Below are 23560 nucleotides of genomic sequence, written 5' to 3' on the forward strand. Positions count from 1 at the left end.
CGGGACCGGGACCGCGGCCCGGTGTGGGAGCCAAATGCAGCAGGTGCCCGGGCGAAACGGCCCGGACACCTGCTGGAAGCGGAAGGTATGGGATTTGAACCCATGAGACGGGGTTACCGCCTACTGGTTTTCAAGACCAGCTCCTTCGGCCGCTCGGACAACCTTCCTCACCTTGTAGTCTGACACGGAGGGGTCTACCCGGGCAAAGCGCGCAGGCACCGGGGTTTTGATGCCCCGGACAAGGCGAAAGGCTGGTATGAAGGCGGTTTTCTACGACGGAGCAGGCGGACCCGAGGTCCTGAACATGCGGGAGACCGAAGCACCGCAACCGGCCGAGGGCGAGGTGGTGATCGACGTCGCCGCCGCGGGAGTGAACCGCGCCGACGTCCAGCAGCGCCTGGGCGTCTACCCGCCGCCGCCCGGTGCGTCCGAGATCCCCGGCTTGGAAGTGTCGGGCCGGGTATCGGCGGTCGGCACGGGGGTCGGCGGGCTTCGGGTGGGCGACGAAGTATGTGCCCTCCTGGCCGGCGGCGGCTACGCCGAGCAGGTGGCGGTTCCGGCGGGTCAGGTGCTGCCGGTCCCGCGGGGAATCGATGTGGTGACGGCCGCGGCCCTGCCGGAGGTGGCGGCCACCGTCTTTTCCAATCTCTTCATGGCCGCGGGCGTGCAGGCCGGGGAAACGGTGCTCATCCACGGCGGCGCCGGCGGCATCGGCACGATGGCCGTCCAGCTGGTTGCCGCTTTCGGCGCGATCCCTGCCGTGACGGCCGGCAGCCGGGAAAAGCTCGACGTCGCGCGCGGGCTGGGTGCCGAGGTGCTGATCAACTACCGCGAGGAAGACTTCGTGGAACGGATCAAGGACGCCACCGGAGGCCGGGGCGCCGACGTCATTTTGGACGTGGTGGGTGCCAAATACCTGCAGCGCAACGTGGACGCGCTCGCCACCTCCGGGCGGCTGGTGGTGATCGGGCTGCTGGGCGGGGCCAAGGCCGAACTGAACCTCGGCCAGTTGATGGCCAAACGGGGTGCGGTCATCGGCACGACCCTCCGGGCCAGGCCCGCGGAGGAGAAAGCCGCCATCGTGCGGGCGGTCGCCGAGCATGTCTGGCCGCTGGTCGTCTCCGGCGACGTCAAACCCCAGGTGCACCGCACGTTCGCCCTGTCGGAGGCGGCGGCGGCCCACGAGTACTTCGATTCCGGCGAACACACCGGCAAGATCCTGCTCACTACCTCCTGAAATCGACCTTCCCGTTCCCTCCGAGCGGCGTCGCTGCTACGGTGCTTCGTAAAAGCGGACGGCGTTCCATGAGGGGAGCATCATGAGCGAGAAATTCAGCGGACCCCGGCCCGGGCAACCCGAAAGGAATGGTCCCGGATCCGACGTCCTGGTGCAGGATCCCACCCTCCCGCCGGTAGCGCTGGATCCGGCCGCGGACGCCGAGGCCCACAGGTGGACCCCGACCAAGATCGTGATCTGGGTGGCCATTGCCCTGCTCGGGGCCGTGAGTTGGAGCATTCTCGCGTTTTCGCGGGGCGAAACGATTAACGCAATCTGGTTCGTCTTCGCGGCCGTCTGCACGTATTTCATCGCCTACCGGTTCTACTCCAAGTTCATCGAGAACAAGCTCACCCGCCCCAACGACCTGAGGGCGACGCCGGCGGAGTACAACGCGGACGGCAAGGACTTCGTCGCAACGGACCGCCGCGTGCTTTACGGCCACCACTTCGCCGCCATCGCGGGCGCCGGTCCGCTGGTCGGACCTATCCTCGCGGCGCAGATGGGTTACCTGCCGGGCACCCTGTGGATCATCGTGGGCGTGATCCTGGCCGGGGCGGTGCAGGACTACCTCGTGCTGTTCTTCTCCATGCGCCGGGGCGGCCGTTCCCTGGGCCAGATGGCCCGCGAGGAACTCGGCGTTATCGGCGGCACCGCGGCCCTGATCGCCACGCTGACCATCATGATCATCATCGTGGCGATCCTGGCCCTGGTCGTGGTAAACGCCTTGGGCGAGTCGCCCTGGGGTGTCTTTTCGGTGGCGATGACCATCCCCATTGCGATCTTCATGGGCATCTACCTGCGTTTCCTCCGGCCGGGCAAGGTCAGCGAGGTCTCCCTCATCGGCTTCGTGCTGCTGATCGCCGCCATCATCGGCGGCGGGATGATCGCGGACACCGAGTGGGGCGCGGCGGTCTTCACGCTGGACCGGACCACCATCGCCTGGGGCATCATCATCTACGGCTTCATCGCGGCGGTACTGCCGGTGTGGCTGCTGCTGGCCCCGCGCGACTACCTCTCCACGTTCATGAAGATCGGCACCATCCTGATGCTGGCGCTGGCCATCGTGCTGGTGCGCCCGGAGATCAACGTGCCGGCGTTCAGCGAGTTCGCCGGCCGCGACGACGCGCCCGTGGTGGCAGGTTCGCTGTTTCCCTTCCTCTTCGTCACCATTGCCTGCGGCGCACTCTCGGGATTCCACGCGCTGATCTCCTCCGGGACCACGCCGAAGATGGTGCAGAAGGAGAGGCAGACCCGCTTCATCGGCTACGGCGGAATGCTGATGGAGTCCTTCGTGGCCATCATGGCGCTGGTCGCGGCCATCTCGATTGACCGCGGCATCTACTTCGCAATGAACGCTTCCGCGGCGGCCACCGGCGGCACGGTGGAAGGCGCGGTCGCCTTCGTCAATGGCCTGGGCCTGGCCGGCGTCAACCTGACACCGGACATGCTCACCGACCTGGCCAGCAACGTCGGCGAGGAATCGGTGGTTTCGCGCACCGGCGGCGCGCCCACCCTCGCCGTCGGCCTCGCACACATCATGCAGGGACTGATCGGCGGCATCGGGATGATGGGCTTTTGGTACCACTTCGCCATCATGTTCGAGGCGCTGTTCATCCTCACCGCGGTCGACGCCGGAACCCGCGTGGCCCGCTTCATGCTGCAGGACACCGTCGGCAACGTCCTGCCGAAGTTCAAGAACATGTCATGGCGCCCCGGCGTCTGGATCTGCACGGCCATCATGGTGGCGGGCTGGGGCTACATCCTGATCCTGGGCGTCACCGATCCGCTGGGCGGCATTAACACGTTCTTCCCGCTCTTCGGCATCGCCAACCAGCTGCTGGCGGCCATCGCGCTCGCGGTCTGCCTGGCCATCGCGGCCAAGCGCGGGGCGTTCAAGTATCTGTGGATCATCGGGCTGCCGCTGGCCTTCGCCGCCGTGATCACCATCTGGGCCTCGATCCTGAAGATCTTCAGCTCGGATGTGAAGGTGGGCTACTGGGCAAACCACATCGCCCACCGCGAAGCCTTGGCTGCCGGCGAGACGAGCCTCGGAAACGCCGCCTCAGTGGCGGAAATGGAGGCGGTGGTCCGCAACACCGCGGTGCAGGGCACGCTGTCCATCGTGTTCGTGGTGCTGACCATCATCGTCATCGCCACCGCCCTCATCGCCACCTACAAGTCCTGGCGGCTGGGCGGGGAACCCTCGCACGAGGACCCCGCGGTGGTCTCCGCCATCTACGCGCCGGCCGGCCTCCTGGCCAGCCGGCCGGAGAAGGAACTGGAAAGGCAATGGAACGAACTGCCGGCCGACACCGGGCGGGCCAAGGCGGGCCACTGATGTCCGGCGTCATCTGGCCCCGCGCCCGGAGCGGCTGGCAGAGGTTCGCCTGGTTCTTCCAAGGGGTGATGGGCGAGCACGCCTACCAGGACTATCTTCGGCACCACCGGCGGGCACATCCCGGCACGGAGCCGATGAGCGAGCGCGAGTTCTGGCGGGACAAGACGGACCGGCAGGAGAACAACCCGCAGGGACGCTGCTGCTGACCGGGGTCGGATATGCTCTGCGCCCGCTGTCCGTCTCTGGCAAGATGAAAACATGAGCGAAGAGCAGACGCCGCAGCCGGCAGAACCGGTCATCCTCCCCGCGCTGCCCAGCGGCCACAGCCCGGCCGGCGGAGAGCCCTCGAGCCCGGGGCCCGGTCCCGCCGCGCGGCGGCCAGGCCGCGGCAATTCGGCGCTGGCCGACCTGGTCGATGAACCGGCGAAGGTTATGCGGATCGGCACGATGGTCCGCCAACTGCTCGAGGAAGTGCGCAGCGCCCCGCTGGACGACGCAGCCCGGGTCCGCCTGGCCGAAATCCATGAGCGGTCCGTCAAGGAGCTGGAGGACGGGTTGGCACCGGAGCTGATCGAGGAACTGCACCGGATCAACCTGCCGTTCACCGACGATTCCACGCCGTCGGACGCCGAGCTGCGCATCGCCCAGGCGCAGCTGGTCGGCTGGCTGGAGGGCCTCTTCCACGGCATCCAGACCGCCATCGCGGCCCAGCAGGCCCTCAACCAGCAGATGGCGGCCCGCATGCAAATGCGCCAGCTGCCGCCCGGCACCATGATCGCGCCCGGCGTCGTGATTGGCGACGACGGTGAACCGCGACGGGCCACCGGAGCCGAGGGGGAGAACGCCGGCTCGGTGCAGGGCGGCGAACGGCACGCCGGACCCGGACAGTACCTGTAGGGCCGGTGGCGCTCTTCGGTGCCGCCCGGCAGGCCCGCCGGGAGGATAAAGAACTCGGCAAGGGCATTTGGCGCCGCGCGCACGACCGCTTCCGGCGCGCCCTGGAGCGCTACCACCAGGTCCTCGAGGGTGTGGAGGACGACGGCCTCTACGGCGAGCTGCTGCCGGTAGCCGACCAGCTCGCCGGCCTCCTGCCACGGGTGCGCAGCTGCTGCACGACCGCCCAGTCGCTGCATCCCACCGACGGACTGGATATTCCCGGCGGCGTGCTGGCAGATGTCCACCGCAGCCTTTCCAGGGCAGGCAACTCCCTGGCGGCGGCCGCACAGGCCGCGGCGATGGTCAGGCTCGGCGGCAGCCAAGGCTACGAAGCCGGCGTCGAGAACGTGCGCCGGCGCGCCGCCGTCGTGCTCGCGGACCTGGCCGATGCCGAGCGCCTGCTGGCCGGCCTGAAACACTGACCCACAGCCTGCCTACGCGGCGGAAGCCGGGAAACAAAAAAGCCCTCCGCCGGCTGCCTGCCGTGCGGAGAGCTTCGATGGAGCCCCCTGCCAGAATCGAACTGGCGACCTTTTCTCAACAGGTAAGGGGTTACCGGCCAGTACCGTTGCTTACCGAAAAACCCTCTTTCCGCAGAATCTAGGGGATTTTCGCCCCAGCACTCTTACCGGGAGTTACCGGGAGTTACCAGTCAAAACGTGTCGCAAAGCGTGTCATGACGAGTTCAACCGAAAGCGCAATACCCGTTTTGGATCCGGCTGCATAGAAGCGGTCATGCAGGAAAACACATCACAAGAGCCCACCACTTGGATGACCCGCAAGGAAGCTGCCGAGCAGCTCCAGTTGAGCACCCAGACCCTCGCCAACTGGCATTCACGGGGAGTGGGCCCCATCGCCTACCGCCCCAACCGCGGGCGAGTCCTGTACCGCCGGGCAGACGTCGACGCATGGGTCACCGCCCGGGACCGGAGCGCAGCCTAATGGGGCGGGCAAAAACACCTGCCTGGTCCCCTCAGGCGATTACTGCTGTCCGCGAGGCCGAGGGCGTTTGGGTTGCCCGGGCCCGTTACCGCAACGACGAGGGGAAGCTGAGGGAGGTCAAACGGAAGTATCGGACAAAGGGCGGCGCCGAGCAGGCGGTCCGCGCTGCGATCAAGCAGGCCGAAAAAGACGCGCACAGCGCGGCAGACAAGGTGAAAACTGGGCTGACCGTGGACGCCCTGGTCCATGCCTGGCTGGAAAACAACAGGCCGGCACCAGAGCACATCGATCCGCACAGCCAGTCGGGCTCCTCGCCGACAGAGGGGCTGCGCCCTCAGACGTGGAGAAAGTACGACAAGAACCTCCGGCATCACATCCTGCCGCTGCTGGGCGCCGTCTCTGTTGCGGACCTTTCAACCCCGATGTGTGAAGAAGCCATCCACAGCCTCTACGACAAGGTGGCGGGGAAAGGATTCCGGACCGCAGATCTCGCCAAGGGGATATTCCAGCAGGTGCTTGATTACGCAGTGCGCCAGGGTTACCGGAACGACAACCCGGTCAAGTCGGTTTCGCGTGTGCCGCAGAAACGCCGGCGGCCGGCAGCTATGGATCCGGCAACGGTAGCGGCCGTTCACCGTGCTGTCGAGCAACGCCAGGTCGAGCCAGGGGTTGGCGGACCGAAGCCTACCAGTCGGACGGGGGACATTGTTACGTTGTTGGCAGCCACGGGGATGCGGATCGGGGAGGCGCTGGCTGTCCGCTGGGAGGACGTCGCTTTTTTGGACGGCATGGTGACGGTGACGGTGAGCGGAACGCTCGTGGAGGATACGAGCTTTCTTCCGCCAGGAATTCGGCAAGTCGGCAAACGCAGAGCGGACCTTCCAGCTGACCGAGCACTGGGTGACGGGAATGCTGCTGCGCCGCTGGGCAAACGCCCTGGCAACCCCGACGGGGGCGGTGTTCGCAACCCGCAACGGAACGTTCGTGCGGCCGTCCAACTTTCGCAAAAACCTCGCCCGGGCACTTAACGCGGCGGGGATCACCGAAAAGATCACCCCGCACCTCTTCCGCAAAACCGTGGCTACGCAGCTGGCCGAGCATTTTGACGCCAAATCCGCTTCGCTGCAGCTGGGTCATGCCTCGGAGGCTACGACCGCGAAGTGGTACATCGCTCGCGCAGCCCTGGTCCCGGACTACTCAGCAGGGCTGGCCCGGATGGCGCCGCACAGAACCGCAGAGGAGTTGGCATGAAGCCGACGTCGGAGTCGAGCACTTCGAAACCCCGCCCGGTGCTGATGCCGCCGCCCAGATGTCGGCAGCCAGTCCTGTGAGCGGTAAGGCCGATTATGTGAGGGTGATGGCACCATTCAGGGCTTCGTAGGCGAGCGGATACTTGTAATGGGGAGTTTGATGTCGGAGGTGCGCGCACGGACTAGAGGTATTGATTTCGCCCTTCGCGTCGGAGTCGACTGCTTGTAGGACTTGCCCAAGGCGAGGTTGCCGGGCCACAGGTCGGTGTTGTATCTGATATAGGGAATGCCGCGGGCGGAAGGCCTGAGTTTCCCGACCTCGCGCTTGTTATCGACCTAAGTGGACTTGGCGTAGGAGATGCTGGCCTCGGCGGGCAAGAGGCATCGGCAATGTGGAACTGATCCACAGCTTCGTCCAGGGTGATAACCGAATAGTTCAGTTCTTCTGAAGCGGTGCGGTAAGCGCGAAAACCCCGTGTGGGGGCACATCCTTTGCGTAGTTCACTGAGGATGTAGGCGCGGGATTCATCATCGATCTCCTTGGCGACAGCCACGGACGTACGGGAGCTTCGAGCGGCCGAAGCGACTGCCAAGCTGTATAGGCCCCGAGCCGAGGAGCGGGGCAGTGTGACGATCACAGTCGTGGATGTCTTCTTGAAGGACAACGCTTTGCCCGCAAAGCTGACCTTGGTGACCTCGCCAAACCTTGCGTCACGGTGACTCGGCGGGTTACGGCCGCTAGTTCAAGAGGGAAGAAAAATTTTCTTGCACTTTTCGTCTTCCCCTCACATAAGTAAAAAATGGTTGGGTCCAAACCTTTGCTCTGGACCCAACCTGTTGATTCTATTTCTTCGTTCTCACCTATTTTACACGGGCACCTGATTCGGGCAGGGCATTAGACCGCCCATTCCGTTGCTGGCCCAGCAGACGCCGTTAGAACCGCCATCGGGGAAAAGGATAACACCCCCACCTCTTCCACCATCGCGCTTAGGTAGCGGGTACGTCTTCACAGTTTTACGAACAGCGGAAGATGATTTCTTATGCTTCCCGTCAGCAGATTTAGCGTTCGCTTTCACGTACACCGTGTAGCTGGTGTTCGGCTTCAGCCTCGTGAAAACCACATCGGTGCCGACTGTGGTGTGAGTCTTAACAGTTTTAGCTCCCTGTTTCAGAGTCAAGGTGTAGCCGGTGATTTTGCCGGTAACAGCAGGCTTCTTCCAAGAAACCTCCATATTCCCGTTACCGGCTGCTGCTTTTAAAGATTTCGGCGCAGCCACTTTCACAGGTAACACAGCCGTCTTCACTGTTTTACTCGCTGTTGAAGACGACTTCTTCAATTTGCCGTTCAAAGAGCTAGCATTAGCTTTAACCTGCACGGTGTAACTGGTGTTATCTTTCAATCCGGTGAAAGTTTGTGAAGTCTTCGTAGTGGTGTAGGTTTTCACAGTTTTGCTGCCTTGCTTCAATGTTACAGTGTAGCTTGTGAGCTTTCCGGTAACAGCAGGCTTGCCCCATGAAGCAGTGACACTTCCAGTTGAAGAGGAAGCTTTCACTGAAGATGGTGCGCTTACAGCCACCTTCCAAGGATTGATGGTAGTCATTTGCTTGTACCCAGCAGCGGAAGACTTCTTATACTTTCCGTTGACGGAAACTGCGTTAGCTTTCACATAGACCGTGTAAGTGAGACCTTCCTTCAATCTCTTGAAAGTCATTGCGGTGTTGGTGGTCGTGAAAGTTGTGGTGTTCTTATTTTCGTACCGTCCCTGAGCATATGTGCCTTCCTGCAAAGTCACAGTGTAATTGACAATCTTGCCGGTCACAGCCGGTTTGCTCCAGGCCGCAGTTGCAGTGTTAACGGTAGTGGAAGTTTGCGTGATGACAGGTGCAGCTACCTTCACCTGAGAAGCAGCAGTAAAGCCTGTGCTCACATATTTACCGCTTGATTCCAGAGCTTTATGCTGACCGTCATCAGAAACAGATTCAACGAACACTGTCACATAGTAGCTAGTGTTTTCCTTCAAACCTGTAATCAGTTGTGAGGTAGCATTCGGGCTGATGCCGTTGATGGTTTTAACAACCTTGCCGCGCTCTTCAACTGTTACTCGATAACCGGTGATTGTCCCGTCAGTTGCAGGCTTCTTCCACACCATTGTGAGCCGGTCCCCGAGGACATTAGCAGGTGATGCTGAGAAATTGTAAATGTTCGCAGCAGGGTTCTTCAGAGTAGTGAATTTGACAACCTTCGGAGCGGAAGAAGCTTTCTTTCCGCTAGGAGAAACAGCGTTAGCGACTACCTCCGCAGTGTAAGTAGTGCTATGAGTCAAACCATCGTACTGAAACCACACACTACCAAAAACCCCACCCCCCGGCTGCATGCTAGCAGTTTTCACAACTTTGGTGCCTGTCTTGATGGTGACAGTGTAATCAACCAGTTTGCCAACATAAGCGGGCGCTGCCCAAGTCAAGTCGACAGTATTATTTGTAACCCCACCCGGATGCCGGGGGCTTCCAAGGAAACTCACTTCCGGGGTTTTCACTGATACCGTGTCAGCTTTCACAGTGGTGGTGAAACTAAGGGTTGCGGCGGGTGATTGAACGAGGTCGCTACCACCCCAGGCGTCAGCAGTAACTTCCGCAGTGTAGGCTGTGTTTTCAGTCAAATCTCTGAGAGAGAACGAAACAGTGTTGGAATTAGCGTTGAGACCAGTACTGAGAACAATGTTTCCGTTCTTCTTCAAAACCACACTATAGCCGTAACCTTCCCCGGCCAGTCCTGCTGGTTTGTTCCAAGTAAGCACAGCAGAGTCAAAGGACATTTCTGATGCTTGTAACGAGGTTGGAGCGTTTGGCGCTTGCGGCAGGACAGTAGCTGCGTAGGCCGGTGGAGCAGTGAAAGCTGTTGCGGCAACGCCGCCGCCAGAGCAAAGGACAGCAGCCGCTAAAACCAGCGGCATCCCTTTTCTGAAATTCATGTAGATTCCCTACTGTAGATGGAGTATTCGTGTGAGCCAGGTAGATAGAAGGCAGATTGTTGTATCCTAACGCAGCGCTGTGGCGTGTTAAGGCGATCATGGCCTAGGGCCTGGGCCTCAGTCTGGCTCCTTCGAGCCCACCCCAGAATCGCGGTCTATTCCAAGCTCGGCTGCCAGCGATGACAGTGATTGTGCAGATTCAGTGTGGATCCGGCGGGCGGACTAAATCCTCCAGCTCCAACTGATCGCTCTCGGGTTCTTCGCAGTCCATGCCTCCGTCATGGCCCGAAACGCATTGCATTACTCGAGACGCATCACCCGTCATAAGTTTCGTTTTCCAGCGCCGATTGCACGCTGCTACGACCGCGTTGTATTCGCAGGCCCGAATGGCCGCGATTGGAGTTTTGTAGTCCGTGCGGGGATTTGGTGAGAGGAGGAACCGCTGCGCTGCAGCACGCTCGTGATGCCCCTGTATGCACAGGAAGGCCTCCCAAGCGGTTTCCAGTCGCTGCCGCTCGTCGGCGTCCGGCGCAGCCAAACCCGTCGCCCAGCGGCGAACAACCCCCGGGTCATCCGGATGTCCCGCGATGCTGGCGACCATGAGTTCGGTCAGGGCGTCGACCATATCGCTAACGCCCTCTGGGATATCGGCTGTCATTTCAGATTTCCTTTTGCAAGCCAGCGGGCGTATGCCCAGCGGCTTAGCAGCATTCCCGTCACCCAGTCCTCGGTCAGCTGGAAGGTCCGCTCGGCGTTTGCCGACTTGCACGAAATGCCCGGTGGAATCGGCGTCGACTTTGCTCATTAAGCTCTTGCAGGATCCTGGCCGGCGCCGAGGTCGAGGATGCGCCCAGGGATCGGGCCCTGCGGGTGAAGGCCGGTGCTGCCCTGGACTACATCGGGGCGACCCGGGGCGACTTTCCGGCCGTCGACGCGCCGGCCGATCAGCAAAAGGCTTGGCTGGCCAGGCTGCGGGCCCAGTTGGGCCGGCGCGCCTTGACCGACGAGGCCGCGGAGGTCTTCCGTGCCGAGGCCGAGGCCCGCCTACTCTTCCGCGGGCACGGCGAACGGGCCGCCGCGAATGCTGCTGCCTGGCTCCTGCGCAGCCCCGAGGCTGCTACTGCTACCGCGGCCTGAACCACCGCTTTTGACCGCCGGGTCCAATAGAGTCCTGTCCGAAGCATGCGGTCGCTGGGCTCCTCCCCAAACAGCCGGACCTTTGCAGGTGTGAGGCGGCCCTCCGCCCAGCGAAGATCGACATCCTCAAGCTCCGACTTCAGTGGCAAGACATCGGCTGGCGCACCGCCCTGTCTAACCACCGTCAGCACTCGGCCGATTGTGCAGAGAAGCAGCCGCAACATATTGACTACGACTCGGGGCAACCCTTTCAGCGTTGGGGAAACACGATGAAGAAATTCCGCATGGGCGCCGCCATGGCAGCCCTCTCCGTACTCGCCGCGTGTCTGACGGCCGTACCCGCAGAGGCTGCCATCGCGCTGCCAGCCGGCTGCGTCAACCATGATAAAGATGCGACCAGCATTGACGAGGTTGGTCGCATGACCTGCAGGACCCTTCCTAACGGTGTCGACCTGAGCAGATTCACCGGCCTGTACCTCCTTGAGCTAGGGGAACTGGGCGGATCCGAGACGTATAACAATCAAAACACCACTTTGACCAGGCTGCCTACCCTGCCTGCGTCCCTCAAGTTCCTCGGTATTAACGCCTCAAAGCTCACGGACTTCAGCGGACTGAAAGCGGCTCCGAACCTTGAGGACCTGACGGTATTCAACGTGCCAGTGAAGGACCTGAAGGGCCTCGCTGCAGCCGTGCCCAACCTGCAGACACTCGAGCTCATGGACGACGGCTATCAGCAAGCAAACTTCCGGCCTCTGTCCGCGCTCAAAAAGCTCCAATACTTTTCGGTGATCTCGCAGGACAGCGGGTGGACCAAGCACACCGAGGGCTCCTGGGCCCCGGGCGGCTTCGCCCGGGACTTGGATGGCAATTGGGTCCTACCTGAGAACAAGACTGTGACCAACTCCGCTGGCAAGAAAGTCCCGACATACCAGTTCGACGCCGCCACTGGGCGCATCAAGTACAACATTGGAATGAGCGACGGACAAAGCATCGTGTCCGACAAGCTGCCCAAGTCGATGCCATCCGTCAAGGGTGTTTTCATGCTCATCTGGAACTCTGTAGACGTCGCGGGCCAAGCCGAATGGTTCCACAACCAGGGCAGAGCGATGAAGGTCACCGGAACACCAGCCGTCGGGAGCACGCTGAAGGTCACACATCCCTACGCCGACCTGTTCCAGTGGTACCGCAACGGCAGCGTAATCAAGGGCGCGACTAAAACCAGTTACAAGCTGGCCGCCGCCGACGTCAATTCGAAGATCACTGTTCGCGGCACAGACACGAAGCCGACCAAGAATCCCTACTACGCATCCCGGACCGTGCCTTATTCGCAGACCGTCACGGCAGCTTCCAGCGTCGGCCTGCCCTTCAGCAAGACTTACGCTCCCAAGGTGACCGGCAGCCTGATCCCCGGCAAGACCCTGAAGGCCGCGGTTAAGGGCTGGACACCGAAAGCCACCAAAGTCTCCTGGCAGTGGAAGCGTGACGGCAAGGCTATCAAGGGAGCGACGAAGTCCAGCTACAAACTGACTTCAGCAGACAAGGGGCGGAAGATCACCGTGACCGCCACGGGCAGTCGCAGCGGGTTCGGCACGGTGTCGAAGACCAGTCCCACGGTTTCAGTGCCGAAGTCCATGAAGAATACGAGGCGGCCGGAAGTACGCGGGACTCCCTTCATGAGCTACACCGGTGGCGGTTTCAAGCTCACTGCCACGAAGGGCTCTTGGGCCGGCCCTGCGACCTCGTACAAGTACCAGTGGTACGTCAACGGCAAGGCCGTGCGCGGGGCCACGAAGTCCTCCTACAGGTTGGACCAAAAGGGCACCTACAAGGTCAAGGTCAAGGTGACAGCCAAGCGCTCCGGCTACGGCTCAGCAATTGCCCACTCATCCGAGACGACCTATCGGATCGGCTAACGCCGTGGCATTGGAGAGAGCGAGCCGGGAACGGGAAAGAACCGAATGCCCTGATGAAGCATCAGGTGGCGGCGCTGAACAGTGCTCTGCCATCTGCCCTCTGCAGCGGTGGCGGTTGAGGCCTTCTACCGCAGGGCGGCTACCGTCGCAGAGGCTCTGACTATGTCATCCTGTGCCGCAGCGCATCGGCACGAAGCCGCCGCCAAGTCACTCTCGTCGGGGCGAACTGGACGGTATCAATTGATCGCCTCGTGGTTCCGACGCGAACTCAAGAGCCAGGAGGAAGGCCCACTGCAAAGTTAAACGTTTCACTACATTAAGCTCCACTCACAGACCAGCAGAAAGCGAAAAGCACCGAGATGCTCCGTAAGTCAATGAAAACCCTCCCCCTGGCGGCCGCAAGCGTTGCGCTTGTCCTTAGCGGCTGCGCTGGTTCCGGTGCCGAAGCCAAGGCCGACACCAAGTTCGAGAACGGCGCTCCCGTGGATCCACACGCGGGGAAGGGCGTTTTCGAGTTTCAGACCTCGCGCTACGGCGCCGAGGGAGAACTGACCGTCCGCATCCCCGAGGCTCTGATCAAGGCCGCCGGCGCGGACGCTGACAGGTTGCTCATCTCCGAGGTCAAGGCGAAGGCCCGGGATCTGAATTCGTCCAAATACTGCGCCGCCGACCTCGCCATTACCTACCGCGGAGCCGGACTCGATGAGCTGTCCAGGCCCGTACAGACCGAGGCGGAATACAACCAGGAGATCGACGGATACCGCCAGGAGGCAGCCGAAGACCTGAGGGGCTTCCTGCGGAGCGAGTTCGGAGTCGATTCCCTCGAGGAGTGGGCGGCTACCAAGCTCAAGGAAGGGGCGGATCCCGCATATGTGGATGCGTTCGTCGAAGATTACACGCCGTCGGATGCCGAGTATCGTCCATACGAACCGAAGAGTTCCTGGGGGCTACTCGATTCGGTGCCATCCGTCAACGAGCTCGATCTGGCCAACACCGAAGAGGGCTGGTACTTCTCCGATGACCATAAGACGCTGACCATCGTGCAGGGTTGCGCCCTCTCCCCTGTGTCTGATGAAGACACGGCCACCTTCGACTTCCAGGCCACCGGCGATGATGGCAAGGTCAACCAGCACGCGCCATTCGCCTCCTTCAGCTTCAACATCATGAAGGGCGGCGCGCTAAACGTCACGGAGGCCGAGGTCTACGACTACCAGCGCGATACGAACGGCAACTGGATCGGTGGCTGATTGCCCAGGCTGACGAGACCACGAAGACGCCGAGGTCATGCAGGAAGCTCGCCGCGATCCTCGCGGCGGACAGCCTGATTCTTGCCGGCGGCACCACCGCCGTCTCCGAGACCGCGGCCAACCCTAGCGCGGAAGAGACCGCCCGGTCATGCCGTTGCCCTCGACGAGAGCGCTAATGCCGCCGCGGCTGCAAAAGCGTCCGACCAAGAAATGTGACGCACCACCCACAGATGGGCTCTCCAGTCGGGAGTCCGTTGCAACTCTCAGGGGAACATTTGAAGAAGATTCTGGCACACGTTATTGCCCTCGCGGCAGTCTTTGGCATGGCAGGTTGCGCCGTTGTATCCGGTCCGGCCGAGGCGCAGTCCCAGTCCTCTGAACCATCCGCCGCACCGGTCGTAGACCCTTTGGACCGGCTGCCCAAAAATCCGCTCAATATGGTTGACAACGATGTTGAGATCATCAGCATCGAGCAGGCGGCCAAGGACCCGAAGTCGGCGTTCTACTACTTGTTTGAGCCCGGCGCAGATCAAGAGGGAGTCGACCTGGCCGGGGCAATCCGGACTGCTGCGCAGTTGCGCTGGGTGGGCTTCGAGCGCAACACGCTGATCGACGGGGCAACCGTAGAGGTGGCCGAGGGGCACATCAAGGACATTGAGCACTTCGTTGCCAAATCCTCGAAGAAGGCCTTCATGAAGCACGCCCGGAAAACACTCGATCACCTCAAAGCCGAGGAGGCCGGCAAGGCGCCGAAGCTGGCGGACGGCGAGAGTCTCGCGTACTCGATCCACCCCGGTTTTGCGGCCCAGGGCGGGGAGACCGATTACCCGGATTGGCCTGGGTACGAAGATGACGCTGTCTGGTTCCACATCAAGGCAGAGGATGCCTGGATCCCGGTCAAGCACGGTGCAAAGCCGGAGATGCAAGGGCCTTACTACCTCATCAGCCTCACCGATGCACCTCGGGAAAACGATCCCACGCACGCGGTGGTGCTGACTACCCAAGACGACAATACGGTGGAACTGGCTGATGGCCGGACCGGATCAATGGACATCCAGTCGCAGTACACCTTGGGGTTGGAAGACGGCCGCTGGAAGATTCAGGATTACTCCTGGGAAGTGGTCGGAGACATCCAGGTCAGGTAGCGGGCCAAGCGTCATTCTGGGGGGCTTCCTGTTTCGGTGCGCGGGGCCGCTCCTATTGAGACGATTCAGGGCGTTCCCCTACGCCCGCCTTGATCTCGGTGAACTCTTCCTGAGTGATCAAGTTCTGACGTAGGCGGCGACTACCGGGTACCTGGTACCCGGTAGTCGCCCGTCATGTGATCCGGGAGCGTCGACGCCGAAGCCTCAAGGAAAGTTCTTTAGCGCTTGGATCAGCTCTTGCCGTGGAAATCCGTCGACGTATGCTCCCAGAATCAGCTCCCGGGGGGTGAGCTCAAATGCGGGATCTGCGCCGCGAAGGGTTGCAATGCGTGCCAGCAGATCGCTGGCCCGCTGTCGATCCATCTCTGCATCCATGACAAGACAGAGTAGCCATCCGCGCCCACAACTAGGGCAAGTGTCTGTCAGCGGCAACTGGAAGAGGGTGGATTCATGCACACCATCACAGTGACCAAGTTGGGGCGTCATGCCTGGCACTATCTCCGTCAGGCGACACGGGGCCGGAGCTTTCTCATCACTATGAAGGGGCAGCAAGCAGTCGTTTTGGTGCCTGCCCAGGAAACGGCGTTCCGGCACCGGAGGCGGCTATGAAGGCGATGGTCTTGCAAGCCGTTGCTGTGAAGCAGAACGACGGGACCCTCTTCGCGGCAGTCGAAGAGCTGGGTCTGATGGCGGTCTGCCAAAGAGGAGAACCCCGGAAATCCCCGGAAATGGAGCCCCCTGCCAGAATCGAACTGGCGACCTTTTCATTACGAGTGAAACGCTCTACCGACTGAGCTAAGGAGGCGGGGATTGTGACCGTTTCCGGGCCGAATCCACGAAGAACAACTATATGGGAGCCGTGCCGGGCCGGTCAAAACGACCGGCCCGCGTTGGCTCAGGAGCAGACGGTGCCCTCGGCCGGCATGGTGCCGTCGGCGAAGTAGCTGTCCACCGCATCACGGATGCAGGTGTTGCCGCGCCCGTACGCCGTGTGGCCTTCGCCCTCGTAGGTCAGCAGCGTGGCCGACGCCAGGTCTTCGGCCATGGATTCCGCCCACTCGTAGGGGGTGGCCGGGTCGCCGGTGGTGCCGATCACCAGCATCGGCGCGGCCCCCTCGGCGTGGATCGGGGCGCGTTCACCGGTGGGCTCGTACGGCCAGTTCTTGCAGTTCACCCCGCCGTAGGCCAGATAGCGGCCGAGGGTGGGGGAGGCCTGCTCCAGCTCCTTGGCGTCCTCGCGCATGGCGGCCAGATCGGTCTCCATCGGATAGTCCAGGCAGTTGACCGCCATGAAGGCGAACGTGCTGTTGCTGGTGTAGCGGCCGTCGGAATCGCGGCCGGCGCTGCTGTCCGCGAGCAGCAGCACGGCGCTGGGGTCGCCCTGGAACGCGCTGGCAAGCGCCTGGGTGAGGATCGGCCAGCTGGCGTCGTCGTACAGCGGCACCAGCAGGCCGGAGACAAAGGTGCCGACCGGGACAAGTCGGCCGTCCGATGCGGTGAGCGGGCTCTCCTCGACGGAGCGGATCAGGTCGCGCAGCTGGGCCACGGCGTCGTCCACGCCGCCGCTCATCGGGCAGCCGGCATTCTCCAGGCAGAACTCCGCGTAGGCGTGGATGGTGTCCTCGAAGGCGGCCGCCTGGCCCAGCGTGATCTGCTCGTTGCTCAGCGAGGGATCCAGCGCACCGTCCAGCACCATTCGGCCGGTCCGCTCCGGGAACAGCCCCGCGTAGGTGGCACCCAGGAACGTGCCGTAGGAGAAGCCCAGGTAGTTCAGCTTTTCGTCGCCGACGACGGCCCGGATGATGTCCATGTCCTTGGCGGCGCTGACCGTGTCCACGTGGCCCAGGACCTCGCCGGTCTTCTCCGCGCACTGGGCGGCGAGCTCGGCCGCATCGTCGATCGCCCGCTGGAGGTCCTCGGCCGAGTCGCGGTCGTACTCCGTCTGCCGGGACTCGTCGCGTTCGGCGTCGGTCTGGCAGGTCACCGGCGCCGAGCGTTGCACGCCGCGCGGATCGAAGCCGACCAGGTCGTACTCACTCCGCAGCTGCTCGGAAAACATCGTCTGGAGGCCGTCGCGCAGCAGGTCGTAGCCGGAGCCGCCTGGCCCGCCCGGATTGACCAGGATTGACCCCTGCGCCGAACCGCCGGCGTCGCTGCGGATGGCGGCGATCTGGATGCTTTCGCCGCCGGGGTCCGCGTAGTCCAGCGGCACGTCGACGTCCGCGCACTCCAATCCGCTCTCGCACGGCTGCCAGTCGACGTCCTGCGTGTAGTACGGCATCAGTTCTTCGGCCACCCCGTTGGTGACCTGCGCCGGGTCCGCGGCCTCGCGCTCCTGTTCCGGGGCGATCACGGAACAGCCGGTGCCCAGCAGGAGGACGACGGCGGCCAGCACCGCTGCTGGGGAACGGCGCGTTGAAGCGGGGTGCCTGGGGCGGGTGCGGGGCATGCGGGCGGCTCCTGGATAGTGCTGCGTGCGGGTCCGGGGACTCAGAGCAGGCTGACGGCCATGGCTTCCATGGCCAGGACGGGGGCAACGTTGGTGCCCAGGCGCTGCCTGGCCTGGGCAATGGCGTCCATCCTGCCCAACGTCTGTTCGGGGGTGGATCGTTCCGCGTAGGCGGTCAGATCCTGGCGCAGGTATTCGTTGACCAGTTCGGTGCCGGTACCCAGCTGGAGGCTGAGCACGTCGCGGAAGAACGTGCTCAGGTCGATCATCACCCGGTCCAGCGAGTCGCTGACACTGCGCTTGGCGCGGCGTTTCTGGTCTTCCTCCAGCCGCTTGAGCTGGCTGCGGATGGCCGGCGGCATGGCGCCCTTCTCGGGTGCCCCGAGCGCGACCAGCAGCGCCTCGCGCTCGGCCTCGTTGCGCTGTTCGGAGGCGGCCGCGGCGTCGGCATTGGAGATCTCCACGAGTTCGCCGGCGGCGGTGACGGCGTCGGCCACACCGCGCAGCCGCAGCGGCAGGCGCACTATCGTGTCGCGGCGGTGGCGGGCATCGGCGTCGGTGGCCAGGCGGCGGGCCACGCCGATGTGGCTTTGGGAAACCCGGGCGGCGAAGCCGGCCAGCTCGGGATCCGCGCCGTCCCGGCGGACCAGGAGGGCGGCGACGTCGTCGGGCGGCGGAATGCGCAGGCTGACCGGGCGGCAGCGCGAGCGGATGGTCACCAGCACGTCCGCCGGGCTGGGCGTACACAGGATCCAGATGGTCCGCGGCGGCGGTTCCTCGATGGCCTTGAGCAGCACGTTGGTGGTGCGCTCGGTCATCCGGTCCGCGTCCTCGATGATGATCACGCGCCAGCGCCCCGAGGACGGCTTGTCCTGCGCCTTGCCGACCAGTTCGCGCATCTCCTGAATGGAGAACGTCACGTTCTCGGTGGCCACCAGGGTGGCATCGGCATTGGAACCGGCCAGCACCGTGCGGCAGGCATGGCAGGCCCCGCAGCCGCGTTCGGCCGGATCCGCGTGGTCGCACAACAGCGCCGCGGCGAAGGACTTGGCGGCGTTGCTGCGGCCGGAGCCGGGCGGGCCGGTAAAGAGCCAGGCGTGCGCGGGGCGTTCGGCGGCGGCCGCCCGGCTGAGCTGTTCGATTACCGCGGCCTGGCCGGGCAGGTCGGACCAGACGCTCATGCCAGCAGCTCCCGCACCCGGGCCATGATGGCCCCGGTCAGGTCGTCGCGGTCGGCGGCGGCGTCCAGGACCAGGTACTTCTCCGGGGCTGCGTCGGCCAGTTCCACAAAGGCGTCCCGGATCCGGGAGTGGAAGTCGTCGGCCTCTGACTCCAGCCGGTCCTCGGCGGCATCCCCGGCCGTGCGCCGCTCGCGGCCCTGCTGCGGGGCAACGTCCAGCAGCACGGTCAGGTCGGGCAGCAGCCCGTCCGTGGCCCACAGGTTGAGCTCCCGCACCGCCGCCAGTCCGAGCCCGCGGCCGGCGCCCTGGTACGCCACCGAGGAGTCGATGAACCGGTCGCAGACCACCACCTCGCCGCGCTCCAGCGCCGGCCGAATGACCTGTTCCACGTGGGCGGCCCGGGAGGCGGAGAAGATCAGGGCCTCGGTGCGGGCGTCGATCTCGCCGTGGCCGTGTTCGAGCACCAGCGCGCGCAGCTTTTCCCCCACGGGGGTGCCGCCGGGTTCCCGGGTACGTAGCACCGTCCGGCCCATCCCCTGCAGACGCTGTTCGACGGCGGCGGCCTGGGTTGATTTCCCGGCCCCGTCCCCGCCTTCGAATGCGATAAAGAGGCCGCGTGCGGTGGCGGGCTGGCGGTCGGAACTCACCTGATTAGCCTAGCGGGAATCGCCGGGGCCCGCGGGACGGTCACAGTTAGCGTGTGGATGGCGGTGGTACTAATGTGCTCTCATGACCGACGCCTTCTCCCACGGCCGCCAGGATGCCGGGCAACTCGCCCCGGACACCGTTGTGGTTTCCTCCGGACGGCCGCCCCGCGACCACGACGCACCGGTCAACCCGCCGCTGGTGTTGTCCTCCACGTTCTTCGGCCGGGGCGAAGTGGTGCAGGGGGACCGCGCCTACGGCCGCTACTCCAACCCGACATGGGATCCGTTCGAAGAAACCCTGGCCGAGTTGGAAGGCGCGTCCCTGCCCGGACTGGTCTTCGCGTCCGGGCTCGCGGCCGTTTCGGCCGCGCTGTCGCTGCTCCCTCCCGGCGGCGTGCTGGTGATGCCGCGGCACAGCTACCAGGGCAGCCTGGCCATTGCCGAGGAGTTGGCCGGGCGCGGGGAACTGGAGTTGCGCACGGTGGACATCGCGGACACCGCCGCCGTCACGGCTCAGTTAGCCGGCGCCGACATGCTCTGGCTGGAAAGCCCGACCAACCCGATGCTCGAGATCGCCGAAGTGGAGGTGCTCGCCCGTGCCGCCCACGCGGCCGGCGCCCTGGTGGTCGCGGACAACACCTTCTCCACACCCTTGGGCCAGCGTCCGCTGGCGGCGGGGGTCGACGTCGTCGTGCATTCGGTGACGAAGTACCTGGCCGGCCATTCGGACGTGGTGCTCGGCGCCCTGGTCACGTCCGACGAGGACCTGCGCTCGAAGCTGCTGGTGCACCGGTCGCTGCGCGGCGCCATCGCCGGACCGTTCGAGACCTGGCTGGCACTGCGCGGCGTGCGGACTCTGGCGCTGCGGGTGGAACGCTCCCAGGCCACTGCCGGCGAACTGGCCCGAAAACTGCAGCAACACCGGGCCGTGGAGGCCGTGCGCTACCCCGGCCTGCCCGAAGATCCGGGGCACGCCCGCGCCGCGGCGCAGATGGACGGCTTCGGCTCCATCATCGCCATTCAGGTCAAGGGCGGGGCAGCGGCCGCGGACAAGGTCATTGACGCGCTCAGGCTGTGGCTGCCGGCGACCTCGCTGGGCGGCGTGGAATCGCTGATCGAGCGGCGCCGCCGCCATGTCAACGAACCCGGGAGCGTTCCGGAGAACCTGCTGCGGCTGTCGGTGGGAATCGAGAACCCCGCCGACCTCTGGGCGGACCTGGACCAGGCACTCGCCGCGGCGGACGTGTGAGGCTGCCGAAACGCACCCCCACCGGTTAGGCTTAAGCCGTGCTACTCGCCTACGACATCCAATACTGGCTCTACACGGTCCTGGGGCTGGTCGCCCTGGTGATCGAGATATGGGCGCTGGCGGATTGCGTGGGCCGCAAGGCCGACTACTTCCAGGCCGCATTCAAGAAGACCAAGGGGTTCTGGGTTGGCGTGCTGGCAGCCTCCACGGCGGTCGGGGCCCTGGCCGCGTTGGGCGCCGGCGGCCTGGGCACGTGGATGATCTTCCAACTGGCCGCCGTTGCCGCTGCCGGCGTGTACCTGGCGGACGTCAAGCCCGCCCTGATCGAGGTCAAGGGCGGCGGGTCCGCCTACCCCTGGTAGGTTCTGCCGAACTCACCCCGCGGGCGCGACGGCGTGCCACGCCACGGTGACTTCCCCCAGCCGCCACCTCGACGGCCCGTCGAGAAGCGGCCACCCGGCGTCGTGCATCCTCTGGCACATAGCCAGCCAGCGCTGCCGGGTTCCGAACGCGGCCAGCGGAGCCGCGTCTGCCCACGCGCGGTCCAGCGCCTGCAGGTAGCAGTGCACCCGCTCGCCGGGAACATTGTGGTGGATCAGCGCCTTGGGCAGCCGCTCGGCCACCTCGGAGGGCCGGCAGAAGGCGCCGAACCGCAGCGAGATGCTCAGCGAGAGCGGCCCTTCCGGCGCCACCGCGATCCAGGTGGCGCGGCGGCCGATCTCATCGCAGGTGCCGTCGATGAACAGCCCGCCCGGCGCCAGCCGTCCCCGCACCGTGTCCCACGCGGCGCCGTACTCGGATTCCGGGTACTGCCGCAGCACGTTAAACGCGCGGACCACTGCTGGCCGTCGGCCTGCCACCGGGATTTCGAAGCCGCCCTGCCGGAAGGTCAGGCCAGGCCGCTCCAACGCCTTGGCCACGGCGACGCGTGCCGGCTCAATTTCGATCCCGATCACCTCAATGTCGAGACGCACCCGGGACAGGCGGTGGTGGAGTTCGACGGCGGTGGTTGGCGCCGCCCCATAGCCCAAGTCGATGACGAGCGGGTCCGCCGACCGGCGGAGGCAGCCGGCGGCCGGACCGGCCAGCCAGCGGTCCGCGCGGCGCAGCCGGTTGGGACTGGTGGTGCCGCGGGTGGCCGTGCCGATGGGGCGGCGGACGGGACGGCTGGCGGCGGCGGTCGTCTGAGGCACGAGAAAAAAGAATAGGGGCACGGCGGGCCCGCACAGGCCGCTACGGGCCGGATGTGCGCAAGGTCACTGGCGGGAATTGCGGGGCTGCCCCCGGGTTTGGCCCCGTAATGTCATGCCGCTGCCGCCGGTGCCGCGCGGTGCTCCGCTAGGATGGCAGCCATGACTTCCACCTCGAAACACACGCTGGTCCTGTTGCGCCACGGGCAGAGCGACTGGAACGAAAAGAACCTGTTCACCGGCTGGGTCGACGTCCCGCTAACCGACCTGGGACGCAAGGAAGCGCACCGCGGCGGCGAGCTGCTGGTCGAGCACAATCTGCTTCCCGACGTCCTGTACACCTCGCGGCTGAAGCGGGCCATTGTCACAGCCAACCTCGCGCTGGAGGCCGCCGACCGCAGCTGGATCGACGTCAAGCGCAGCTGGCGGCTGAACGAGCGCCACTACGGCGCCCTGCAGGGCAAGGACAAGGCGCAGATCCGCAATGAGTTCGGCGAGGAACAGTTCATGGTCTGGCGCCGGTCCTACGACACGCCGCCGCCCGCCCTGGACGACGCCAGCGAATGGTCGCAGGCCAACGACCCCCGCTACGCGGATCTGGGGGACGCCGTGCCGCGGACCGAATGCCTGAAGGATGTGCTGGAGCGCTTCCTGCCGTACTGGGAATCGGACATTTCCGTGGACCTCAAGGCGGGCAAGACGGTGCTCGTGGCCGCGCACGGCAACTCGCTGCGCGCCCTGGTCAAGCACCTGGACGGCATCAGCGACGAAGACATCGCAGGGCTGAACATCCCTACCGGCATCCCGCTGGTGTACGAGCTGGACGAGAACCTGAAGCCCGTCACCGCCGGCGGCACCTACCTGGATGCCGCGGCCGCGGCGGAAGCCATCCAGGCCGTGGCGAACCAGGGCAAGAAGTAGCCACACGCCAAGAAGTTGCCGCACGCTTAAGCAGGAAGGCCGGCTCCCCGCGGGGAGCCGGCCTTCCTGCTTAAGGTCCTGCGTTACACGGACTGGCCGTTGGGGCGCCATTCGCCGGTGACCAGATAGGTCACCTTGCGGGACACGGAGACGCCGTGGTCGGCGAAACGCTCGAAGTAACGGCTCGCCAGCGAGACGTCCACGGTGGTCGGCCCGGAGGAGTTCCAGGCCGGATCGGCAATCGCCTTGAAGACGCCGGCATGCAGCTCATTGATGCGGGAGTTGTACGTGTCGATCTGGGCGGCGAGGTCCAGGTCGCGGGTCTCGAGCAGTTCGGTCAGCTTCTCGGAGATCGCAATGTCCTTCTCGGCGAACTCCCGGAACGTGTCGCGCAGCGATGCGGGGATCACGAGGTCCGGATAACGCAGCCGGACCAGTTGCGCGATGTGCCGGGCGAGGTCGCCCATCCGCTCCAGCGAGGCGCTCATCCGCAGGGCGCCGACAATCATCCGCAGGTCCGAGGCGACCGGACCCTGCAGCGCCAGGATGTCAATGGAACGCTCGTCCAGGTCCGTCTGGAGGAAATCGATCCGGGCGTCGGCGGCAATGACTTCCTGGGCCAAATCGATGTCGGCGGTGTCGAGCGCCGTGGTTGCCTTCTGCATCGCCTCGGTGACCAACCGGGAAATCTCTACCAGCTGCTCTCCGACTTGATGGAGTTCGGCTTGGAAAACCTTGCGCACTGGCGTCCTTTCGCTTGTGTA

At 64.4% G+C, this 23560-nt stretch carries 24 protein-coding genes and 2 tRNA genes; 16 read left to right on the forward strand and 10 right to left on the reverse strand.

The window, feature by feature from the left end; all coding sequences use genetic code 11:
• Positions 1–79 precede the first annotated feature (79 nt).
• Positions 80–167: transfer RNA gene (locus AC5RTY_RS12200), tRNA-Ser, on the reverse strand.
• 89 nt (positions 168–256) lie between these two features.
• On the opposite strand from AC5RTY_RS12200, the gene AC5RTY_RS12205 reads away from it, so the two are divergent.
• The 8 genes from AC5RTY_RS12205 (at position 257) to AC5RTY_RS12240 (ending at position 6746) form a co-directional block, all read left to right on the forward strand.
• Positions 257–1237 carry an NAD(P)H-quinone oxidoreductase gene (locus tag AC5RTY_RS12205; RefSeq protein ID WP_494014753.1) on the forward strand — a complete coding sequence of 327 codons (981 nt, stop codon included), beginning with the start codon at positions 257–259 and terminating at the stop codon, positions 1235–1237.
• Between the two features lie 82 nt (positions 1238–1319).
• Positions 1320–3617: a carbon starvation CstA family protein gene (locus tag AC5RTY_RS12210; RefSeq protein WP_494002303.1), complete on the forward strand. Its 2298-nt coding sequence runs from the start codon at positions 1320–1322 to the stop codon at positions 3615–3617.
• On the forward strand, positions 3617–3823 hold the full coding sequence (locus AC5RTY_RS12215) for a YbdD/YjiX family protein (protein WP_494014752.1): 207 nt from the start codon (positions 3617–3619) through the stop codon (positions 3821–3823). The genes AC5RTY_RS12210 and AC5RTY_RS12215 overlap by 1 nt, the downstream gene beginning before the upstream one ends.
• 52 nt (positions 3824–3875) lie before the next feature.
• A complete protein-coding gene (locus tag AC5RTY_RS12220; RefSeq protein ID WP_494014751.1) occupies positions 3876–4514 on the forward strand; it encodes a bacterial proteasome activator family protein in 639 nt (212 codons plus the stop codon).
• Positions 4515–4519: 5 nt separating this feature from the next.
• Entirely contained in the window at positions 4520–4975 is a 456-nt protein-coding gene (locus AC5RTY_RS12225) for a hypothetical protein (RefSeq protein WP_494014750.1), read from the forward strand.
• A 313-nt stretch (positions 4976–5288) separates the two neighbouring features.
• Complete coding sequence (locus AC5RTY_RS12230; RefSeq protein ID WP_494014749.1) at positions 5289–5495, forward strand: helix-turn-helix transcriptional regulator; 207 nt, start codon at positions 5289–5291, stop codon at positions 5493–5495.
• Positions 5495–6523 (forward strand): tyrosine-type recombinase/integrase, encoded by a 1029-nt coding sequence (locus AC5RTY_RS12235; RefSeq protein ID WP_494014748.1) that lies wholly within the window; start codon positions 5495–5497, stop codon positions 6521–6523. Before AC5RTY_RS12230 ends, AC5RTY_RS12235 begins: the two co-directional genes overlap by 1 nt.
• Positions 6405–6746, forward strand: a complete 342-nt coding sequence (locus AC5RTY_RS12240) for a tyrosine-type recombinase/integrase (protein ID WP_494014747.1) — start codon at positions 6405–6407, stop codon at positions 6744–6746. The genes AC5RTY_RS12235 and AC5RTY_RS12240 overlap by 119 nt, the downstream gene beginning before the upstream one ends.
• An 865-nt stretch (positions 6747–7611) precedes the next feature.
• Here the strand turns inward: AC5RTY_RS12240 and AC5RTY_RS12245 are convergent.
• Together AC5RTY_RS12245 and AC5RTY_RS12250 are read right to left on the reverse strand one after the other, a co-directional pair.
• Positions 7612–9717 (reverse strand): fibronectin type III domain-containing protein, encoded by a 2106-nt coding sequence (locus AC5RTY_RS12245; RefSeq protein WP_494139607.1) that lies wholly within the window; start codon positions 9715–9717, stop codon positions 7612–7614.
• Positions 9718–9916: 199 nt separating this feature from the next.
• On the reverse strand, positions 9917–10375 hold the full coding sequence (locus AC5RTY_RS12250) for a hypothetical protein (RefSeq protein WP_494014745.1): 459 nt from the start codon (positions 10373–10375) through the stop codon (positions 9917–9919).
• A 212-nt stretch (positions 10376–10587) separates the two neighbouring features.
• On the opposite strand from AC5RTY_RS12250, the gene AC5RTY_RS12255 reads away from it, so the two are divergent.
• The 4 genes from AC5RTY_RS12255 to AC5RTY_RS12270 all read left to right on the forward strand — a co-directional run bounded on the left by AC5RTY_RS12255 (position 10588) and on the right by AC5RTY_RS12270 (position 15159).
• Positions 10588–10854 carry a hypothetical protein gene (locus tag AC5RTY_RS12255; protein ID WP_494014744.1) on the forward strand — a complete coding sequence of 89 codons (267 nt, stop codon included), beginning with the start codon at positions 10588–10590 and terminating at the stop codon, positions 10852–10854.
• A gap of 269 nt (positions 10855–11123) precedes the next feature.
• Positions 11124–12767 carry a hypothetical protein gene (locus AC5RTY_RS12260; protein ID WP_494139608.1) on the forward strand — a complete coding sequence of 548 codons (1644 nt, stop codon included), beginning with the start codon at positions 11124–11126 and terminating at the stop codon, positions 12765–12767.
• A 374-nt stretch (positions 12768–13141) separates the two neighbouring features.
• Positions 13142–14014, forward strand: a complete 873-nt coding sequence (locus AC5RTY_RS12265) for a hypothetical protein (protein ID WP_494014741.1) — start codon at positions 13142–13144, stop codon at positions 14012–14014.
• A 275-nt stretch (positions 14015–14289) separates the two neighbouring features.
• Complete coding sequence (locus AC5RTY_RS12270) at positions 14290–15159, forward strand: hypothetical protein (protein ID WP_494139609.1); 870 nt, start codon at positions 14290–14292, stop codon at positions 15157–15159.
• 204 nt (positions 15160–15363) lie between these two features.
• Here AC5RTY_RS12270 and AC5RTY_RS12275 read toward each other — a convergent pair whose 3' ends face one another.
• Positions 15364–15534 (reverse strand): hypothetical protein, encoded by a 171-nt coding sequence (locus AC5RTY_RS12275; protein ID WP_494014739.1) that lies wholly within the window; start codon positions 15532–15534, stop codon positions 15364–15366.
• A gap of 75 nt (positions 15535–15609) precedes the next feature.
• Between AC5RTY_RS12275 and AC5RTY_RS12280 the strand changes: the two genes are divergently transcribed.
• Positions 15610–15768 (forward strand): type II toxin-antitoxin system Phd/YefM family antitoxin, encoded by a 159-nt coding sequence (locus tag AC5RTY_RS12280; protein WP_494014738.1) that lies wholly within the window; start codon positions 15610–15612, stop codon positions 15766–15768.
• Positions 15769–15888: 120 nt separating this feature from the next.
• Here the strand turns inward: AC5RTY_RS12280 and AC5RTY_RS12285 are convergent.
• The 4 genes from AC5RTY_RS12285 to tmk all read right to left on the reverse strand — a co-directional run bounded on the left by AC5RTY_RS12285 (position 15889) and on the right by tmk (position 19436).
• A tRNA-Thr gene (locus AC5RTY_RS12285) sits at positions 15889–15964 on the reverse strand.
• Positions 15965–16054: 90 nt separating this feature from the next.
• Positions 16055–17608, reverse strand: coding sequence for an alpha/beta hydrolase (locus AC5RTY_RS12290; protein ID WP_494139610.1), 1554 nt, complete (start codon positions 17606–17608; stop codon positions 16055–16057).
• A gap of 41 nt (positions 17609–17649) precedes the next feature.
• Positions 17650–18789: a DNA polymerase III subunit delta' gene (locus tag AC5RTY_RS12295; protein WP_494014736.1), complete on the reverse strand. Its 1140-nt coding sequence runs from the start codon at positions 18787–18789 to the stop codon at positions 17650–17652.
• The gene (tmk, locus tag AC5RTY_RS12300) at positions 18786–19436 is read right to left on the reverse strand and encodes a dTMP kinase (RefSeq protein ID WP_494002317.1); all 651 of its coding nucleotides are present in this window, start codon (positions 19434–19436) and stop codon (positions 18786–18788) included. Before tmk ends, AC5RTY_RS12295 begins: the two co-directional genes overlap by 4 nt.
• An 82-nt stretch (positions 19437–19518) precedes the next feature.
• On the opposite strand from tmk, the gene AC5RTY_RS12305 reads away from it, so the two are divergent.
• Both AC5RTY_RS12305 and AC5RTY_RS12310 read left to right on the forward strand, forming a co-directional pair.
• The gene (locus AC5RTY_RS12305) at positions 19519–20685 is read left to right on the forward strand and encodes a trans-sulfuration enzyme family protein (RefSeq protein WP_494139611.1); all 1167 of its coding nucleotides are present in this window, start codon (positions 19519–19521) and stop codon (positions 20683–20685) included.
• 38 nt (positions 20686–20723) lie between these two features.
• On the forward strand, positions 20724–21047 hold the full coding sequence (locus AC5RTY_RS12310) for a DUF2516 family protein (protein ID WP_493976898.1): 324 nt from the start codon (positions 20724–20726) through the stop codon (positions 21045–21047).
• A 12-nt stretch (positions 21048–21059) separates the two neighbouring features.
• Here AC5RTY_RS12310 and AC5RTY_RS12315 read toward each other — a convergent pair whose 3' ends face one another.
• Positions 21060–21878, reverse strand: a complete 819-nt coding sequence (locus AC5RTY_RS12315) for a class I SAM-dependent methyltransferase (RefSeq protein ID WP_494002319.1) — start codon at positions 21876–21878, stop codon at positions 21060–21062.
• A gap of 159 nt (positions 21879–22037) precedes the next feature.
• Between AC5RTY_RS12315 and AC5RTY_RS12320 the strand changes: the two genes are divergently transcribed.
• Positions 22038–22796, forward strand: coding sequence for a phosphoglyceromutase (locus AC5RTY_RS12320; RefSeq protein WP_494024318.1), 759 nt, complete (start codon positions 22038–22040; stop codon positions 22794–22796).
• A gap of 83 nt (positions 22797–22879) precedes the next feature.
• Here the strand turns inward: AC5RTY_RS12320 and phoU are convergent, their stop codons facing one another.
• Positions 22880–23539 (reverse strand): phosphate signaling complex protein PhoU, encoded by a 660-nt coding sequence (gene phoU, locus AC5RTY_RS12325; protein ID WP_494002321.1) that lies wholly within the window; start codon positions 23537–23539, stop codon positions 22880–22882.
• Positions 23540–23560: the final 21 nt, after the last annotated feature.

The sequence above is a fragment of the Arthrobacter sp. Y3224055 genome (genome assembly GCF_059090825.1).

Excerpts from the sequence above, each read along its gene's own strand:
- AC5RTY_RS12205 (WP_494014753.1), top strand. The coding sequence starts at position 257 with ATGAAGGCGGTTTTCTACGACGGAGCAGGCGGACCCGAGGTCCTGAAC.
- AC5RTY_RS12210 (WP_494002303.1), top strand. The coding sequence starts at position 1,320 with ATGAGCGAGAAATTCAGCGGACCCCGGCCCGGGCAACCCGAAAGGAAT.
- AC5RTY_RS12215 (WP_494014752.1), top strand. The coding sequence starts at position 3,617 with ATGTCCGGCGTCATCTGGCCCCGCGCCCGGAGCGGCTGGCAGAGGTTC.
- AC5RTY_RS12220 (WP_494014751.1), top strand. The coding sequence starts at position 3,876 with ATGAGCGAAGAGCAGACGCCGCAGCCGGCAGAACCGGTCATCCTCCCC.
- AC5RTY_RS12230 (WP_494014749.1), top strand. The coding sequence starts at position 5,289 with ATGCAGGAAAACACATCACAAGAGCCCACCACTTGGATGACCCGCAAG.
- AC5RTY_RS12235 (WP_494014748.1), top strand. The coding sequence starts at position 5,495 with ATGGGGCGGGCAAAAACACCTGCCTGGTCCCCTCAGGCGATTACTGCT.
- AC5RTY_RS12240 (WP_494014747.1), top strand. The coding sequence starts at position 6,405 with ATGCTGCTGCGCCGCTGGGCAAACGCCCTGGCAACCCCGACGGGGGCG.
- AC5RTY_RS12245 (WP_494139607.1), bottom strand. The coding sequence starts at position 9,717 with ATGAATTTCAGAAAAGGGATGCCGCTGGTTTTAGCGGCTGCTGTCCTT.
- AC5RTY_RS12250 (WP_494014745.1), bottom strand. The coding sequence starts at position 10,375 with ATGACAGCCGATATCCCAGAGGGCGTTAGCGATATGGTCGACGCCCTG.
- AC5RTY_RS12260 (WP_494139608.1), top strand. The coding sequence starts at position 11,124 with ATGAAGAAATTCCGCATGGGCGCCGCCATGGCAGCCCTCTCCGTACTC.
- AC5RTY_RS12265 (WP_494014741.1), top strand. The coding sequence starts at position 13,142 with ATGAAAACCCTCCCCCTGGCGGCCGCAAGCGTTGCGCTTGTCCTTAGC.
- AC5RTY_RS12275 (WP_494014739.1), bottom strand. The coding sequence starts at position 15,534 with ATGGATGCAGAGATGGATCGACAGCGGGCCAGCGATCTGCTGGCACGC.
- AC5RTY_RS12280 (WP_494014738.1), top strand. The coding sequence starts at position 15,610 with ATGCACACCATCACAGTGACCAAGTTGGGGCGTCATGCCTGGCACTAT.
- AC5RTY_RS12290 (WP_494139610.1), bottom strand. The coding sequence starts at position 17,608 with ATGCCCCGCACCCGCCCCAGGCACCCCGCTTCAACGCGCCGTTCCCCA.
- AC5RTY_RS12295 (WP_494014736.1), bottom strand. The coding sequence starts at position 18,789 with ATGAGCGTCTGGTCCGACCTGCCCGGCCAGGCCGCGGTAATCGAACAG.
- AC5RTY_RS12305 (WP_494139611.1), top strand. The coding sequence starts at position 19,519 with ATGACCGACGCCTTCTCCCACGGCCGCCAGGATGCCGGGCAACTCGCC.
- AC5RTY_RS12320 (WP_494024318.1), top strand. The coding sequence starts at position 22,038 with ATGACTTCCACCTCGAAACACACGCTGGTCCTGTTGCGCCACGGGCAG.